The sequence below is a fragment of the Arthrobacter glacialis genome (assembly GCF_002909445.1).
GTDB lineage: Bacteria > Actinomycetota > Actinomycetes > Actinomycetales > Micrococcaceae > Specibacter > Specibacter glacialis.
The window spans coordinates 347379-363581 of sequence record NZ_PPXC01000001.1 but is presented as its reverse complement, the minus strand read 5'-3'; the positions used below and the strand labels follow the sequence as shown (position 1 = coordinate 363581).

At 63.3% G+C, this 16203-nt stretch carries 14 protein-coding genes; 11 read left to right on the top strand and 3 right to left on the bottom strand.

Translation table 11 applies throughout. From position 1 onward, the window contains the following. Positions 1–2: 2 nt before the first annotated feature. Genes CVS27_RS01585 through CVS27_RS01575 form a run of 3 tightly spaced genes read left to right on the top strand, consistent with a single transcriptional unit; the run spans position 3 to position 3753 of the window. On the top strand, positions 3–1226 hold the full coding sequence (locus CVS27_RS01585) for an amidohydrolase (protein ID WP_103463975.1): 1224 nt from the start codon (positions 3–5) through the stop codon (positions 1224–1226). Then, positions 1223–2590 (top strand): DUF3100 domain-containing protein, encoded by a 1368-nt coding sequence (locus CVS27_RS01580; protein ID WP_103463974.1) that lies wholly within the window; start codon positions 1223–1225, stop codon positions 2588–2590. Before CVS27_RS01585 ends, CVS27_RS01580 begins: the two co-directional genes overlap by 4 nt. A 17-nt stretch (positions 2591–2607) precedes the next feature. Next, positions 2608–3753 carry an alpha/beta hydrolase gene (locus tag CVS27_RS01575; RefSeq protein WP_103463973.1) on the top strand — a complete coding sequence of 382 codons (1146 nt, stop codon included), beginning with the start codon at positions 2608–2610 and terminating at the stop codon, positions 3751–3753. A gap of 84 nt (positions 3754–3837) precedes the next feature. On the opposite strand, the gene kynA is transcribed toward CVS27_RS01575, so the two are convergent. Together kynA and CVS27_RS01565 are read right to left on the bottom strand one after the other, a co-directional pair. Then, complete coding sequence (kynA, locus tag CVS27_RS01570) at positions 3838–4686, bottom strand: tryptophan 2,3-dioxygenase (protein ID WP_103463972.1); 849 nt, start codon at positions 4684–4686, stop codon at positions 3838–3840. A 37-nt stretch (positions 4687–4723) separates the two neighbouring features. Continuing rightward, on the bottom strand, positions 4724–5482 hold the full coding sequence (locus CVS27_RS01565; RefSeq protein WP_207767422.1) for an alpha/beta hydrolase: 759 nt from the start codon (positions 5480–5482) through the stop codon (positions 4724–4726). Between the two features lie 201 nt (positions 5483–5683). Here CVS27_RS01565 and CVS27_RS01560 point away from each other — a divergent pair, with 201 nt between their 5' ends. Together CVS27_RS01560 and CVS27_RS01555 are read left to right on the top strand one after the other, a co-directional pair. Further along, positions 5684–6610, top strand: a complete 927-nt coding sequence (locus tag CVS27_RS01560) for an NADP-dependent oxidoreductase (RefSeq protein ID WP_103464117.1) — start codon at positions 5684–5686, stop codon at positions 6608–6610. A 188-nt stretch (positions 6611–6798) separates the two neighbouring features. Further along, positions 6799–8001: a hypothetical protein gene (locus CVS27_RS01555; protein ID WP_103463971.1), complete on the top strand. Its 1203-nt coding sequence runs from the start codon at positions 6799–6801 to the stop codon at positions 7999–8001. A 76-nt stretch (positions 8002–8077) separates the two neighbouring features. Here CVS27_RS01555 and CVS27_RS01550 read toward each other — a convergent pair whose 3' ends face one another. After that, positions 8078–8995, bottom strand: a complete 918-nt coding sequence (locus tag CVS27_RS01550) for an Lrp/AsnC family transcriptional regulator (protein ID WP_103463970.1) — start codon at positions 8993–8995, stop codon at positions 8078–8080. A 228-nt stretch (positions 8996–9223) separates the two neighbouring features. Here CVS27_RS01550 and CVS27_RS01545 point away from each other — a divergent pair, with 228 nt between their 5' ends. The 6 genes from CVS27_RS01545 (at position 9224) to CVS27_RS01520 (ending at position 16197) form a co-directional block, all read left to right on the top strand. Next, complete coding sequence (locus CVS27_RS01545; RefSeq protein WP_103463969.1) at positions 9224–10069, top strand: transporter substrate-binding domain-containing protein; 846 nt, start codon at positions 9224–9226, stop codon at positions 10067–10069. A gap of 108 nt (positions 10070–10177) precedes the next feature. Next, a complete protein-coding gene (locus CVS27_RS01540) occupies positions 10178–10915 on the top strand; it encodes an amino acid ABC transporter permease (protein WP_103463968.1) in 738 nt (245 codons plus the stop codon). Positions 10916–10947: 32 nt separating this feature from the next. Next, the gene (locus CVS27_RS01535) at positions 10948–11715 is read left to right on the top strand and encodes an amino acid ABC transporter ATP-binding protein (RefSeq protein ID WP_103464116.1); all 768 of its coding nucleotides are present in this window, start codon (positions 10948–10950) and stop codon (positions 11713–11715) included. Further along, positions 11705–12733, top strand: coding sequence for a C-terminal binding protein (locus CVS27_RS01530; RefSeq protein ID WP_103463967.1), 1029 nt, complete (start codon positions 11705–11707; stop codon positions 12731–12733). The genes CVS27_RS01535 and CVS27_RS01530 overlap by 11 nt, the downstream gene beginning before the upstream one ends. Before the next feature lie 38 nt (positions 12734–12771). Further along, on the top strand, positions 12772–14523 hold the full coding sequence (locus CVS27_RS01525) for an amidohydrolase (protein ID WP_207767421.1): 1752 nt from the start codon (positions 12772–12774) through the stop codon (positions 14521–14523). A gap of 12 nt (positions 14524–14535) precedes the next feature. Continuing rightward, complete coding sequence (locus CVS27_RS01520; protein WP_103463966.1) at positions 14536–16197, top strand: thiamine pyrophosphate-binding protein; 1662 nt, start codon at positions 14536–14538, stop codon at positions 16195–16197. The last annotated feature ends 6 nt before the right edge of the window (positions 16198–16203 follow it).

The window sequence follows — 16203 nt, the reverse complement described above, 5'->3', positions numbered from 1 at the left end:
CCATGAACCTGACCGACATCACCGCCGCAGCAGCCGGCGTCCACGCCGAGCTGGCGTCCGGCGTCGAACATTGGCATGAAAAAGTCCACCTCCTGGCCCGCGCCATCCACGCACACCCGGAACTCTCCTTTGAGGAGGTCCGCGCCTCTGCCGGGATCGCCGCATTGCTGCGTGAGGGCGGCTTCGAAGTTGAGATGGGCACCTCGGGACTTCCGACGGCGTTCACGGCCACCGTGGGCAGCGGCGCGCTGACTGTTGCCTTGTGTATCGAGTACGACGCCCTCCCGCAGATCGGCCACGCTTGCGGCCACAACCTGATCGCCGGCGCCTCAGTGGCCGCGGCCCTGGCTCTGGCACCGCTCGCGGACAGTCTGGGCATCACGCTCAAGGCCATCGGCACCCCCGCCGAGGAGCACGGCGGCGGCAAGGCCATTATGCTCGCTGACGGTGCGTTCGACGGCGTGGGCCTCTCCCTTATGGTTCACCCGGTCCAGGATGGCATCACTTACAACCCCGCCGGAACCAGCGCGCAAGCCGTGGGCCGCTACCGTGCAACGTTCACCGGCAAGGCCGCGCACGCCGCAGCAGCGCCGCACCTGGGCGTGAACGCCGCCGACGCCGCCGTGCTGAGCCAAGTGGCTGTGGGCCTGCTGCGCCAGCAAATTCCGGGCGACCACCGCATCGCCATGTACGTGGCCGAGGCCGGCCACGTCACGAACATCATCCCCGAAAAGGCCGTGGTGGAATTTGAATGCCGCGCCTTCACCCTGCCGGAGTACGAATCGCTGCTGGTCCGGGTCCGGAACTGCTTCGAGGGTGCCGCCCTGGCCACCGGCACTGGCTTGTCCATTGAGCCCACCGAGCCCCTTTACGAGCCGCTGCTGCAGGACGACGACCTTGCGGCTCACTGGACGGCAGCCATGGACGTCTTCGGCAAGGACACCTCACCGGCAGCAGGGCTGGGCGGCGGCTCCACCGACATGGGCAACATTTCCCAGGTCATCCCCAGCCTGCACCCGTGGTTGAGCATCCCCGGCGCCGACGTCCCCATCCACTCCCACGCCTTCGCCGCCCTGGCCGACACCCCGGCCGCCTACGACGTCATGTTTGAGGCAGCAGTCGCCCTGGCCTGGACCACGGCAGACGCTGCCACCAACCCAGAACAACGCACCCGATTCATTGCCGCCGCCTACGGCACGGCCTTATCCGAGGAACACACAGCATGAGCACTCGCATCGCACCCGCCAAAGTCGGGTTAAAAGAAACACTTCCCATTGCCCTGCTGGCCTTGATCATCGCCTTGGCCGTGCAGTTCATCGGCTCCGCGAAGATCAACGTCGGCATCGGCTCAATCGTCATCTTCCCGATGGTCTGGGGCCTGATTGTGGGGCTGCTGATCTCTGTTCAAAAGTTCAAGCCTCTGGGCCTGGATCTGCAAAAAGTGGCCTCCGCTCTGGTGGGTGTGGCCGTCATGTTGCTGGTGGCCCGCCTGGCTTTCAACATTGGCCCCAGCCTTCCGGTCCTGATCAAGGCGGGGCCCGCCCTGCTGCTGCAGGAAATCGGCCACCTGCTTGGCACCGTGATGTTGGCACTTCCCTTGGCAGTGCTGCTGCGCATGGGCAAGGCCACGGTGGGCGCCACCTTCTCACTGGACCGTGAACCGTCCTTTGCCATGGTTTCCGAGAAGTACGGGCCAGACTCCGACCAGTACCGCGGCGTTTTGGCCATGTACGTTTTCGGTACACTCTTTGGCGCCGTTTTCATCACCTTGCTGACGTCCCTGGTGGCCAACTGGGGCATCTTTAACCCGCTGGCCTTGGCCATGGGTTCCGGCGTTGGTTCCGGCTCCATGATGGCTGCCTCCGCGGCCAGCATCATTGAGGCTTACCCGGGCGACGAACAAGCCATCCTCGGCATGGCGGCTGTCTCCAACCTGATCACCACCATCCTGGGCGTCTACGTGGGCATCTACGTTTCCCTGCCCCTGGCGGAGAAGTTCTACAATCTACTCACCCGCAAGACCCGCGCAGCAGAAGCCCTTGTTACCGCCAACGCTGCCGCTGTTGCCCCCACGGCCGAGCAGAGCGCCGCTGCCGCCGCAGAAGACGAAATGAACCGCGAATTCCGCGAAAAGGTGGCCCAGTCATCCGCCGAGGTCAAGCTGCCCCTGTGGGTTTCCCTGAGCGTATTGACCATCCTGGGTGTGGCCACAGCATCGGTGGCGGCCAAGGGCCTGCACTGGAATGTCCTTGGCGGCTACGCCGTGCTGATGGGCTTGGTCCTGCTGGGCCTGTTCCTGGGCAAGGTGTCCCGGAAGGTCTCGGCCATCATTTGGATCACCACCATTGGCGCCTACATTTCCAGCCCGTGGTTCTTTGCCGGCGAGCCGCTGGTCAAGCTGGTCTCCGCCGTCGACTTCCTCTCCATCGCCACCGTCATGCTGACCCTGGCAGGACTGTCCCTAGGCAAGGATGTGCCATTGCTGAAGAATATTGGCTGGAAGATTGTCCCGGTGGGCCTTGTGGCGATCACGGCGTCGTTCCTGCTTTCGGTGATCATCGCCGAGTTTGCGCTCGGATACTGGTCATAGCCCGCTAGCATCGAACTATGACCTCATGGCAGCAGGATGTCCTCGGCCCGAACTTTCAACAGCTCACCCTCGACCTGCCCGCCGGCGCTCCGGCCACGCTGGTCCGCTATGTGGGTGATGCCCCGGAAGGGAACCCGCGGCCTCTCGCGGGGGCCGACATCCTGTATGTCCATGGCTGGAGCGACTATTTTTTCCAGCGCGAACTTGCCGAATTCTGGCACCAGGCTGGCGCAAACTTTTATGCGCTGGATCTGCACAATTACGGCCGCAGCCTGCGCCCGGGGCTTGTCCCGGGCCAGGTTGCTTCCCTGACCGAGTACGACGACGACCTTGCCGCCGCGCTGGCGGCCATGGGGCGGCGCCCGGTCACCGAAGAAGTGCTGGCCCAGCCTGCGGCCCAGGAGCCTGCCGATGCGCAATCCTTTGAAATGGCGTTCCTCGAGCAAGCCAAACAACGACTCAGCGCCGCCTTTGACGCGCTGACGGGCCGCGAACGCCCCGTTCCGCACCAGGTCCCCCGCGAACGTCCACTGGTTCTACTGGGTCACTCCACGGGCGGCCTCACCCTGAGCCTGTGGGCGGCACGGCATCCCGACGCGGCTGCAGCTGTGGTCCTGAACAGCCCGTGGCTGGAATTTCAAGCCACCGAAATGGGCCGGGCCATGGTGGCACCCCTCATTTCCGCGCGCAGCCGATTCAAGCCGCTGGCGCCCCTGCCACCCATCGATCCCGGCTTCTACACCCGGGCCGTGTCAAAACGGTACGACGGCGAATGGGACTACTCATCAGAATGGCGCCCGGACCGCGGCTTCCCCGTCACTCCGGCATTTTTGAACGCCGTGTTCCAGGGACAGGCGCAGCTGGCGCGCGGCCTAGGTATCAAGGCCCCGGTGCTGGTGATGCTGTCCGACAAGAGCTACCTGCAACCCAGGTGGTCCGCCAACGCCCTGGCCGCCGATGTGGTGCTGAACGTGGACTCCGTGGCCAAACGCTCCCTTGATCTGGGCCTGGACGTGACGCTGCACAGGATTCCCGGAGCCTTCCATGACGTGTTCCTCTCCCCTGCGGAGATCAGGGCACAGGCCTACGCCCGCATGGGCCGCTGGGTGGAAGCGGCCCTTGACGCTGCGGCTCAGCGGCGCTGGCAGGAACAAACCAGCTAGTTGCGCGCACCATAGCCAGACGGATGTGGCGCCCCTGTGACAGCGGCACCACATCAGCATGCTACGGCGCGCTGGCGCAAAGTCTTATTGCCCGATTTCGGTCCGCACAGCAAACAGTTCCGGGAAAAACGTCAGCTCAAGCGCCCGCTGCAGGAAGCCCACACCGGAGGAGCCGCCCGTTCCGTGCTTCATGCCGATGGTACGCATCACGGTTTTCATGTGCCGGAAACGCCACAGCTGGAAGTTGTCCTCCAGGTCAACGAGTTCCTCGCAGGCCTCGTACAGGTCCCAATGCTCGTCCGGTGCTTCGTACACAATCTTGAACAGCTGCACCAGCTCGGCGTTGAACACGTGGGCACGGGTGACGTCGCGGTCCAGGATTTCGGCGGGTACGGCAAATCCGCGGCGCGCCAGCAGGCGCAGGAATTCGTCGTACACGCTGGAACTTTCCAGCAGCTCAGCGAGCAGTTCCTGGGCTGCGGGGTCCCCCGCGAACACCTTGAGCATGCCGGCGTTCTTGTTGCCCAGCAGGAATTCCACGGCCCGGTACTGGTAGGACTGGAACCCGGAGGAGGCACCCAGGTCGCCACGAAACTGGGCGTATTCGCTGGGCGTCAAGGTGGCCAGCACGCTCCACTGCTCGGTCAACGAGCGCTGGATGTGCTTGATCCGGGCCACGCCCTTCATGGCCGCCCGCAGATTGTCCTCGGCCAGGTAAAGGCGCACGGCCCGCAGCTCGTGGAGCACCAGTTTCAGCCACAGTTCGGAGGTTTGGTGCTGGATGATGAACAGCATTTCATCATGGTGCTCGGGCTTGCTGACGGGCTGTTGGGCGCTCAGCAGGGTATCCAGCGCAAGGTAGCTGCCATAGCTCATCTTGTCGCTGAAGTCCGTCTCAATGCCGGACTCAATCTTGCGGGTGTTCTTGGGCATGCCTTTTCCTTTTCCTTCAGGTGCTCACCCACCCACCCTACGCCCGGCCCAGCAGCCCCAACACAAGTTCCCGACAGATGTCGTACGACGCCGAGCCGACGTCAATCAGGTCCATATGGTCCCCCGGCACCCTGATCAGCCGCGCGTCTCCGCCCGCCTCCACAGCAGCGGCAACGTAACTTTCGCTCTGGGAGGCGGGGACGTCGGCGTCGTGCACGGCATGGATGGCAAGAACCGGCACGGGCAGAGGCACCGCTGCGAGCGGATCCGCAAACGCCACGTTTGGCCCCAGCAGCGCCGTCACGGCATTGTTACTGAGCCCCAGCTGCTGCGCCTGGCCCAGGTTCAGCAGCCCCGACTGACTCACGACGCCGGTCACCGCCACCGCGGGTTGCGCACCCACCGCCCCCGCCGGGAAGGTGGAACGGCCCGCGGCCCAGACGCCCAGTTGCCCGCCGGCCGAATGACCCAAAATCACCACGGAGCCAAGGCCCAGGCCATGCTCGGAGGCAGCGATGGCCAGTGCGTCAATGCCCGCTGCCACGTCAAGGAACGTGGTGGGCCAGCCGCCGCCATTGCCCATGCGCCGGTACTCCAGGTTCCACGCAGCCACCCCATGCCGCGCCAAATCGGCGGCCAACGGCGCACCCAAATCGGCAGAGTAGGCGCTGCGCCAGTACCCGCCGTGGATCACCACAACAACGCCTTCCAGGCTCCGTTGAAAGGGTAGGAACAGCTCTGCCCACTGGGTAGGATCGGGGCCATAGGCGTAGCGCTGGACGGTGATATCGCTCATACGCGAAGCCTACAGTCACCTCAACGAACCGTTCCGCTCTGCGTCAAACTCCCCGGCACTTCGGCACAGAACAGTGTTGCGCCAAACCGGTGACGGGTTCGGCGCCCAACAGCACGGGAATCTTCGGCGCAGCTCGCGGGTTTGGCACTACATAAGCAAGGTATCCACACGACGATAAGGACTCACACCATGAGCTCAACCATGAAGGCCATGACCTACGCACAATATGGCGGCACCGAAGTTTTGGTACAAACCGAGCGACCCACGCCCAAGGTCTCCCCCGGCGCTGTGCTGATCCGGGTCAAGGCAGCCGGCGTGAACCCCGTTGATTGGAAGGTCATGTCCGGCGGGCTGGATCCGCTCATGGACGTCAACTTCCCCGTGACCCCGGGCTGGGATGTTGCCGGCGTGGTGGAAGCAGTAGGTTTTGACACTCCCGAGTTCAAGGTGGGCGATGAGGTCTACTCCTACGGACGCCGCGACACCGTCCAGGGTGGCAGCTTTGCCGAGCTCATCGCCCTGCCGGCAGCCGCCGTTGCCCACAAGCCCAAATCGCTGTCCTGGGAGCAGGCCGCAGCCCTGCCGCTGACGGGCATGACGGCCCAGCGCACACTCGACGCCTTGGGCACGGCAGCAGGCCAAACCCTGTTGATCCACAACGGTTCCGGCAGCGTAGGCCGCACGGCCATCCAGCTGGCAGCACTGGCCGGCGCGCGCGTCATTGCCACGGGATCGACCAAAAACCATGATCGCCTGCGTGAACTGGGTGCCGAGCCGGTGGAATATGGCGCGGGTTTGGTGGCGCGCGTGCGCACGCTGGCTCCCGACGGCGTCGATGCCGTGGCCGACTTTGCCGGCGGCGTCCTTGAGGACACCTTGGCCCTGCTCAAGGAAGGCGGCCGGCACGTATCCATCGCGGACTGGACTGTTCTTGGCCACGGCGGGCAGTACATCTGGGTTCGCCCCGACGCCGCTGAACTGGAGCGCCTGAGCGTGCTGGTTGAGGATGGCAGCCTCGGCGTGGACGTTGCGCAGACCTTCCCCATGGAGGAGGCCGCCGCCGCGTTCGCGGCCAGCATGTCCGGCCACGGCTCCGGCAAGATTGTGCTCACGCCATTCACCGCCTAGGAACCACCCTCTTTCGACGCTCGCTCACATATGAGGCACTTTCGGACGACGCTCGCTCACATAGTGTGAGCGAGCGTTTTGGGTGTGGCGTACCTGACGATGCATCCCCACCGGCACCATGCCGGCCAGCGCTGCATCGACTTTGACGTTACCTTTAAGGGAACCCTCCCGCTATCCCAAGGAATGCAGTGGCCAAGAAGCCCAAGAGCACCAAGAAGTCCCGTTTCGGCAATCCCGTAAAAGCGGCTGCCGACGCGGCCACCCGGACGCATGCCACGCCGTCGGCCGATGCCCGGCTGGAACGCGCCATGATCGCCCTGTCGCCGGGCTTTGTTGCCTGGCTGGAATCCCAGGGCCGCCCGGACAAGTCGATCGACATGAGCCTGTTGATCCTGGACGACTTCTTCGACATGTACCGCATTGTGGAACCACACATGGATCCCACGGCCCTGGTGCCCGCAGCGGTCCAAGAGGTCATGGACGTGACGGCCGACGCCAACCCGGTGGGAGTCATGGGCATGCGCAGCGGCGTGCGCGACTACGCCAACTATCTGGACCAAATGCGCCTCTGGACCGGCGCGCCGGAGGACCTGGATGTAGTTCGGGACGTGTGCAATCAAACCGGCGGGCCCGGCTCGGACTTCGACAGCGATGAGGTGTCCCCGGAGGACTGGGAGTTCGCCGACGTCTTCATTCCAGTGCTCAGCCGGGAGGAAATGGTTGAAACGGCCGCGAAATCCCCTCTGTGGAAGAACACGCTGGCCCTGCTTCAGTGGCTGGGTGACGGCCGCGAGCTGACAGCTGACGGCACCATGGAGGCGACCCCGGACGCCTTGGCGGCCCTGGCCCACAGCGGGATAGGGAAGCTGGGCGCAGCCAAGGTCACCACGCCCCAAGACCACCTCGCCGCCCGGCTGGATTTGTACTGGGAACTGCTGAATGTGGCGGGCCTGGTGTCCGTCGAGGAAAACCACCTCCGCCCCACCCCGGCCGCACTGGCCCTTGCCGGCGAAGACGACATGCTCCTTGCCATGCGGGACCTCATGGGCCAATTCATCTACATCATGACCCTCGAAGGATCCGAGGAAGGCGACTACGAGGAGTGGCACCTTGACATGGCCGATTGGCTGACCCAGGCCGCCTCCGAGGCCCCGCCCGAGGCCGAGTTGCTCGTCCAGGCCCTCGAGGAGCCGGACGCCGCGGACCCGGACGTGCTGGCGATCGCCCAAAACATCGCCCAGTGGGCACAGGAGGGGCTGGTCACCGTGGGCGAATTCGTTCAGGTGCCGCCAGCCTGGCGCCCGGATGTCTTCGACATGCTCAAGGACGATTTCCCCATCAAGGCCACGGGCCCTGGCGCTGCGGACCAGATCCAGCCCGGCACCGACTGATTTTCCCTTAAAGTACGACGGCGGCACGCACCTTCACCACAGAAGGCGCGTGCCGCCGTCGAACTTTCGGAAGAATTCAGTGCCCTATCAACGTCGCCAACTGGTCCAACGTGTTCTCGTAGCGTTCCTGAACGATCCGGGTGTGCAGCCAGGTGTCAATGTGGCGAACCCCGGCCAATGACCTCAACTGGGCCACGATGTGGTTGTAGGCGTGCTGTGAATCCGTGGCTATGGTTGCCACCAGGGAATACCGGCCAATGGTCCGGGCAACGAATTCAACACCATCCACGTTGGCTAACAAGCGGACAACCTCGGGTGAGGCGTCGCCAATCAATGACATGCCGCAGCCAAAAACAATGGAGCCCGAGGTCCCGTTTCGCCGGGTGATGGCGCCAATTTGCATGATATTTGCGTCAATGAGCCGCAACGCCCGCGTCCTGCAGGTGCTCATGGAGACGCCCACTGCTTCACCAATCTCGGCGAAACCTGTCCGCCCGTCCTGCTGGAGGATCCGCAGGACGTCGATGTCTGTTTGGTCCAGTGACAGGCGCTCCAGCACTGGTTCTTCACCCAGAAACAGGCTGCGGATAACCCGCTCGTACAACAAAACGTTGACGCCAGTGACCGCGGGAAGGGCACTGACAAGGGCCACTGTCTGGTACAGCTCCCCCATGGTGCCCATGCGCACCTCAACCACTATTTGGTGGGTTCCGGTGGTTTCGGAGATGTACACGGCAGAATCCAGGGCATCGATCCCCCGCAGGGTTTCCTCATTGTCCCCGGAAACCTGCACTGCCAAGTGGGCCAGCACCTCGAAGCCAAGAACCCGCGGGTGAACGGCAGCTATGACCTTCACCTTGCCCGAGGCCAACAGTTCGTTGACCCGGGCGGCCACATGCGCGCGGTTGCTGCCCACGGATTTGGCCAGGTCGCTGTAGGAGGCCCTCCCGTCAGCTTGCAGCTGATGTACAAGCGATCTGTCCAAAGTATCCATTCCATCTTTATATCAGCAATCACGCCACTGATGACAAATAATTAACAAGACTGGAACAATTCCAACAACTTGCAGCGGTTTACCCGAAACTCCTGTGCAACATTGGAACAGATACTGAGATATTCCAATAATTTGTTGACTTAACGTGCTGCGTGTCACACACTGGATGAGACATCCCCGCTGACACCACCAAGCGTGCAGCAATGCCTCACTTTCAGGAGAACTACAATGGCGAATTTCTTCAAACTTGCTGCAGCGGCTTCCATCGGCCTGCTGGCACTTTCCGGCTGTTCAGCTTCCATTGGGGAAGAAGCTGCAGTCGGAAACAGCAATACGCCCAAGGATCTGGTCAACGCCGGCCAGGTAACTTTGTGCATCGACCCGGAGTACCCCCCGCTTGAGTACTACGCCGACGGTTCCGGCGGGGACATTGTTGGCTTCGACGCCGATGCCGGGCGCGCCTTGGCCGACTACTGGGGCGTCAAGATCAAATTCGAGGTCACCTCATTTGACGGACTCATGCCGGGCTTGCAAAGCGGACGCTGTGACATGATTCTTGGCGGTCTTTACACCAGCCCCGCACGCCTGGAGGTGGCTGATGCGGCACCCATCATGAACGCGGGCCCGGCAGCATTGGCAGCCCCGGGGCTGGCCGGCGAGCTCAAGAGCAAAATGGATCTCTGTGGCAGGAAGGTTGTGGCCCAGGCCGCGTCCAGCAACGCAGCATCAATAACCGCGATGGGCGAGGAATGCACCAAGGCCGGCAAGAGCGCCCCGATACTCTCCGAGTACCCCAAAACTTCAGACACCGTCCTGGCAGTGATCAACGGCAAGGCTGAGGTCCTGGTGGAAACCAATGTGGCCGCCGCCTACATGGTCACCCAAAACCAGGGCAAGTTGGAAATGGCCAATCAGGTCTTCGACCCCGACACCACCTTTGGTGTGTTCAGCAAGAAGGGCAGCACCTTGACCCCTGCCATTGCTGCGGCCTTCAAAGCCCTCAAGGACGACGGCTCACTGGCCAAGGTCGCCACCAAGTACAACCTTGACCCAACCATTCTTGACGTCAAGTAATTAGGGCCACGATCCCGCCCGGTACATTCCCCGCACCACACCCCGGTGCTGCTCAGTCCGCACTTAGCAGTGGGCCCCGCCCACCATTCGCACGAGAGTACACAGACAATGTTTTTTGATCCAAACATCTTCTTCGAGCAGCTAGTCAGCGTCGACTACATCAAGGGCGCGGCCTTGTCGGTGGCGGTGGCCATCGTCGCCCTCATCCTCGCAACCGTCATCGGCTTCTTCATGGCCATTGGCCGCACGGCCAAACAGCCGTACTTGCGGGCACCTGCCCACTTCTATGTCTGGTTCTTCCGGGCCATCCCTGCCCTGTTGGTGCTGTTGATCATGTGGAACGCCCTTCCGCAGATGATTCCCGCACTGCGCGCCGATTGGTTCTCTCCCTTCATCGCAGCCTCCGTGGGGTTGGGTCTGGTCGAAGCGGCCTTCATGTCAGAAATTATTCGTTCGGCACTGCTGAGCGTCGATGACGGCCAGGCGCTGGCCGGTCGGGCGTTGGGCATGTCCCCCGCAAAGGTGATGATCAAGGTGGTCCTGCCCCAGGCCATCAGGATTGCGCTCCCACCTACAGGCAACGAGTTCATCGGACTGATCAAATACTCATCCTTGGCTTCGGTCATCTCGCTGCGCGAGCTGCTCACAACCGCCCAGGTGGGTGTGAACATCACCTTCCGCTACGCCGAATACTACGCAGCGGCCATCGTCTACTACCTGGTGATTGTCACCATTCTCTCGTTCCTGCAAAACCGTTTGGAGAAGAAGTTCGCGTGGACCTCCAAAACGGCAAAAGTCAAGAAGACCGCTGAACCCGTCGTCGCCACCCAGGTAGGTATCTCATGAACACCGTCACCAGCCCTGCCCAGGAGCACACCATGACAACGCAAGCAGTCCTTCAAGTGCGGGACCTTCACAAAACCTACAACGGCAACCAGGTCCTCAAGGGCGTGGAGTTCGACATCAACAAGGGCCAGGTCAAGGCAGTTCTGGGCCCCTCCGGCTCGGGCAAGTCCACCATGCTGCGCCTGATGGCCCTGCTGGAACCGGCCGACTCCGGGGAGATCCTACTCAAGGGCAGCAGGATCGGCAGCCGCGAGCACAAGGGGAAAGTGCTGCATCTGCCGGAGCGGGCTCTCGCCATCCAAAGGCAGGAAGTGGGCATGGTCTTCCAACGCTTCAACCTGTTCCCGCACCTGAGCGCCGAGCGCAACGTGATGCTGGGGCTGACAAGCGTCAAAGGCATCTCGCACCACGAAGCCCGCGCCCAGGCCAGGGAAATGCTGCAAAAGGTGGGTCTGGACAACCGGGCAGACCACTACCCTTCGGAGCTTTCCGGTGGGCAGCAGCAGCGGGTGGCGATTGCCCGCGCGCTGGTCATGAACCCCTCCGTGATGCTCTTCGATGAGCCCACCTCGGCACTGGATCCGGAACTGGTGGGCGAAGTCCTGGAGGTCATGGAAAACCTGGCCGAGTCCGGCATGACCATGATCGTTGTCACCCACGAGGTGCGTTTTGCGCGCCGCGTGGCCAACCAGGTCACCCTCTTTGACGGCGGCGTCATCGTGGAGCAGGCCGAACCCGAGCAGTTCTTTGAAAATCCCCAGCACGAACGCACCAGGAAGTTCCTCAGCCATGTCCATTAGCACCCTCCACCCCTCCAAACCGCCGGAAGCGCCGGCGAAGACCCTGCGGGCCGTCTACACAGACATGGACGACGTCGAATTCCTCGCCGGGATGCGGTTGCTGGAGGATTGCGGGTTCAGCGTTGACTACTTGAACACCCAGGATCCGGCGCGCATTGCCGCCGAGGCCCACGATGCCACAGCCTTGCTGGTGGGGTATGCCGCCATCACGGCCGAGATCATGGATGCCATGGCGTCCTTGAAGGTCATCGCGTTGCTGTCCATGGGCTTCAACAACGTTGACGTTGAAGCGGCCCGGGAGCGTAGCATCTGGGTCACTAACATTCCCGGCGCAGCCACGGAAGAAGTTGCCACCCACGCCCTGGCCCTCACCTTGGCTGTGACGCGTGGCCTGCCTTTCTACAGCGCCACGGTGCAATCCGGACACTGGAATCAGCGGGACACCATCATTCCGCCGCGACTGAGCCAGACGCGGCTGGGCATTCTGGGCCTGGGCCGCATAGGCACCCGCTTCGCCGAAATGGCAGCAGGGGTATTTGGCGATGTGGTGGGCTACGACCCCGCGCTGCCGGACACGCTCGAGGTGCGCCAACGTCTAGCCGAGGCCGGCATCAGGCGCACCACCTTGGAAGGGGTGCGGGACACCGCCAATGTCCTTTCGCTGCACATGCCATTGACGGATGACACCGCGGACATGATCAACACCGAGTTTCTGGCCGCCATGCCAGCCGGGTCTTTCCTGATCAATGTCAGCCGCGGTGCACTGGTTGATTCGCAGGCGCTGCGTGACTCGATTGCCTCCGGGCATCTGGCGGGGGCTGGCCTGGATGTGCTCGATGTTGAGCCGCCGATCCAGGGCGAACACCCCCTGCTGGGCAACCCCCGCATCCTCATCACACCCCACATGGCCTACTTCTCGTACTTCACGGAAACCGAGTATGTCCGCCAACAAGCTCAAAACGTGGCCTCGTGGAAGTCCACTGGACGCCCGGACTCCCCCGTCGTCGAACTCCCCTAAACCATTCACCCACCCTCCGATTCCTAGGAGAGAAGTTCTTGCGTAAACTCACAGCCTTTGAAAGCCGCCCGTTTGGGCACCGTCCCACCATCGTCACGGCCAGCAAAATCCACACTATGGATCCCACGGCGCCAAACGCCGAAGCGTTCTTGATGATCGGTCCTGAGATTGTCGCCGTCGGCTCCCTGGCGCACTGCCGCGAGGCGGCAGCGGAGCACGGCGGCCAGTACCCCGATTTCCGTGACTTTGCCGGGGCCACCATCGTGCCCGGATTCATTGACGCCCACGCCCATCCACTGATGTATGGGCAGATGATGAGCTGGGTGGACTGCGGGCCGGACAAGGCCTCCACCATCGGTGAAATTGTGGAATTGCTGAAGGAAGCGGCCGCGAAGATCCCCAATGGCTTGCCCGTGCGCGGTTACGGTTATGAGCACAGGAACCTGCTCGAGGAACGCCACCCCACCCGCTTTGAGCTCGACGCCGTCGCGCTTGACCGTGAGGTGTACCTGATGAACGCCTCCGGGCATGGCGGTGTGGTCAACTCCTACACATTTGAGCTCAACGGGATCACCTCCGCCACCCCCAACCCGGACGGCGGCGAGTTTTTCCGCGATGGCAGCGGCGAGCTGACGGGTGAACTGTCAGACGCCGCCTGCAACATCCTCACCGGCGTTGACGGGGTCAAGATTGGCCACCACGGACCCAATTTTCACCTGGCCGACGAGCCGGCCGAGCACCTGCGCCAGCTCGGCGTGGCCCAGGAGAGCTTCCTGGCGGGAGGTGTGACGAGTATTGGTGACGCTCAGGTGTCCCGCCGTGAGTTTGATATGTACCTGCGCCTGGCCGCGGAGAACCAGCTCAAGGTTCGTGTGAGCATGTACCTGCTCTCGCACTTGCTCGACGACGCACTGGATATGGGCCTGCACGGCCAGTTTGGCAACGCTCACCTGAGCTTCGCCGGCATCAAGCTCTACGCCGACGGCACGCTGGGCGGCTGGACTGCCTACTTCCCCGACGGCTATGTGGGCGATCCCTGCCGCACCGGCCAGCTCTACCACGAGCCGTCAGCGTACAAGGAGCTCATCCGCAAAGCCCACGCGGCGGGCTTGCAGACAGCAACGCACGCCCAGTCACCCACAGCCATTGAAATGGTCATCGGTTCCATTGAATCGGCGCTGGCGGAGCATCCCGACGCCGACGCCCGCCACAGGATTGAACACTGCGGCCTGCCCACCCTTGATCAGATTAATCGCATGGCCGCGGCAGGCATCTACCCTGTCAACCAGCCGCAGCACTACTACAACTGGGGTGAGGGCGTGCAGCAGGCCATCGGCACCCCCGGCGAACGGTTCAACCCGCTGGGGGAATTCATTGCCGCCGGGGTCCCCGTCACCATCAGCTCCGACGCCCCCGTGGCCGAGCCCCGCCCCCTGGAAGCCATCCAGGCTGCCGTGACCCGGGTGACCCGCAACGGCCACAAGCTCGGTGCCAACAACTTGTGCATCACAGCCGCTGAGGCGCTGGCCGCCCACACCATCAACGCCGCCAAGGCCTTGGGTCGCGAGGATGACCTGGGCTCGCTCGCTGTGGGCAAGAAGGCCGATTTCGCCGTCCTGGCCCAGGATCCCCTCACCTTCGCCGCCGATCGAATCTCCTCCATTGGCGTCCTGGCAACCTGGATCGACGGGACCTGCCAGTACACTGCCGATCAGGGCGCCGACAGCAACCAGACGGACCGGCACGTGCCCGCCAACACCCCTTCCGCCCTTCACGCAGTGAATTCCTGACAGGAGAATCCCATGCAGACCCAAGCAACAGAGCTCAACACCGCCGTTGAGAGCATGCCCATCACCAACAACGCCGGTTACTCCATTTTGAAGACGCTGCGCAACTATGGCGTTGACACCATCTTCGGGATTCCCGGCACCCACAACCTTGAGTTTTACCGGCACCTTGCTCCCCTGGACATGCGCCCCGTCACCACCCGCCACGAGCAAGGCGCCGGTTACGGTGCCGATGGCTGGGCACAGCAGAGCGGACTGCCCGGCGTTGTCATCACCACCTCCGGCCCTGGCCTGCTGAACGCCCTTTCGGCTGCAGGCACTGCCTACTGCGAGTCACGGCCCCTGATCATCCTCTCCCCCGGCGTCCCGGAGGGTGAGGAGTTTGCTGATATTGGTTCGCTGCATGAAACCAAGGATTCGACGGCGGCTGCCGGAGCCATCGTGGAATGGAGCCGCCGCGTCCATTCAGCCACCGACGCCGTTGCAGCCATCCACGACGCCTTTGAAATGTTCCGCTACGGCCGCCCGCGGCCCGTGCACATTGAAGTGCCGCTGAACATTCTCGAAAGCGAATCCGACTGCGCTGCCGTGTTGCTGGAGGCCCGGCCGCTGCGCGCCGGCCAGGGTGCTGAGGCGGAAGCCCTGACCACGGCGGCGAAGTTGCTGCGCGAGTCAGTAAACCCCGTCATTTTGGCAGGCGGTGGCTCCATCCGTGCCGGCGCCCACGTGGCTGCCTTGGCCCAGTTGCTGCAGGCACCCGTGGTGACAACCCTCAACGGCAAGGGTTCCCTGCCCGAGTCACACCCACTTTCCCTGGGCTCGGACATCAGGCTGCCCGCCGCGCAGGATTTGTGCGACAACGCCGACGTCCTGTTGATCATTGGCTCCAAGGTGGGCGAGTCCGAAATGTGGGGCGGCAAGCTTGCCCCCCGCGGCACGGTGATCCGCGTGGACATCCTCGGTTCGCAGGCCAACAAGAACGTCAGCTCGGATGTGGCCCTGATTGGCGAGTCGGCCATGATAGTTGAGCAGCTGATTGAAGAAATTGGCGCCCAGGACCGTCCCGCAGCCGATCTGGCGGCGGTGCGCGCGGCATTGCGCACCCAGGCACGGGCCCTGTCCCCGGAATTGAGCCGCATCGCCGAGGAGGCTGCCTCGGTGTTGCCCGCCAACACCATTGTGGGTGGCGACTCCTCACAGATCACGTACCTGGGGACGGCGTCGTTCATCCCGCAGGAACACCCGCACTCCTTCCTCTACACCCCGGCCTATGCAACGCTGGGATACGGCCTCCCGGCGTCGATCGGGGCAAAGATTGCCTCGCCGGACCGCGCCGTGGTCTGCATCCTCGGCGACGGTGCCCTTATGTTCGCCGTGCAGGAGTTGATCACGGCCGTGGAGCAGCGCCTGGACCTGGTGGTGGTGTGCGTTGACAACGGCGGCTACGCGGAGATCCGTTCGAATCAGGCCGACCGCGGCATCCCGGCCGTGGGCGTGGACCTGGTCCAGCCCGACTGGGCGGCACTCGCCACAGCCTTCGGAGGCACCGGACACCGCATCACCGATGCTGTCGATTTCGCCCCGACCTTGCAAAAGGCCGTGCAGGCCCGCGGACTGCAGCTGCTGCACGTCCCCGTGGAACTGTTCAGCGCCACCACCACTCCAGAAGGGAACTAGGAAGCC

Coding starts and splice junctions, on each gene's coding strand:
- CVS27_RS01585 (WP_103463975.1), top strand. CDS start 3: ATGAACCTGACCGACATCACCGCCGCAGCAGCCGGCGTCCACGCCGAG.
- CVS27_RS01580 (WP_103463974.1), top strand. CDS start 1,223: ATGAGCACTCGCATCGCACCCGCCAAAGTCGGGTTAAAAGAAACACTT.
- CVS27_RS01575 (WP_103463973.1), top strand. CDS start 2,608: ATGACCTCATGGCAGCAGGATGTCCTCGGCCCGAACTTTCAACAGCTC.
- kynA (WP_103463972.1), bottom strand. CDS start 4,686: ATGCCCAAGAACACCCGCAAGATTGAGTCCGGCATTGAGACGGACTTC.
- CVS27_RS01565 (WP_207767422.1), bottom strand. CDS start 5,482: ATGAGCGATATCACCGTCCAGCGCTACGCCTATGGCCCCGATCCTACC.
- CVS27_RS01560 (WP_103464117.1), top strand. CDS start 5,684: ATGAAGGCCATGACCTACGCACAATATGGCGGCACCGAAGTTTTGGTA.
- CVS27_RS01550 (WP_103463970.1), bottom strand. CDS start 8,995: ATGGATACTTTGGACAGATCGCTTGTACATCAGCTGCAAGCTGACGGG.
- CVS27_RS01545 (WP_103463969.1), top strand. CDS start 9,224: ATGGCGAATTTCTTCAAACTTGCTGCAGCGGCTTCCATCGGCCTGCTG.
- CVS27_RS01540 (WP_103463968.1), top strand. CDS start 10,178: ATGTTTTTTGATCCAAACATCTTCTTCGAGCAGCTAGTCAGCGTCGAC.
- CVS27_RS01535 (WP_103464116.1), top strand. CDS start 10,948: ATGACAACGCAAGCAGTCCTTCAAGTGCGGGACCTTCACAAAACCTAC.
- CVS27_RS01530 (WP_103463967.1), top strand. CDS start 11,705: ATGTCCATTAGCACCCTCCACCCCTCCAAACCGCCGGAAGCGCCGGCG.
- CVS27_RS01520 (WP_103463966.1), top strand. CDS start 14,536: ATGCAGACCCAAGCAACAGAGCTCAACACCGCCGTTGAGAGCATGCCC.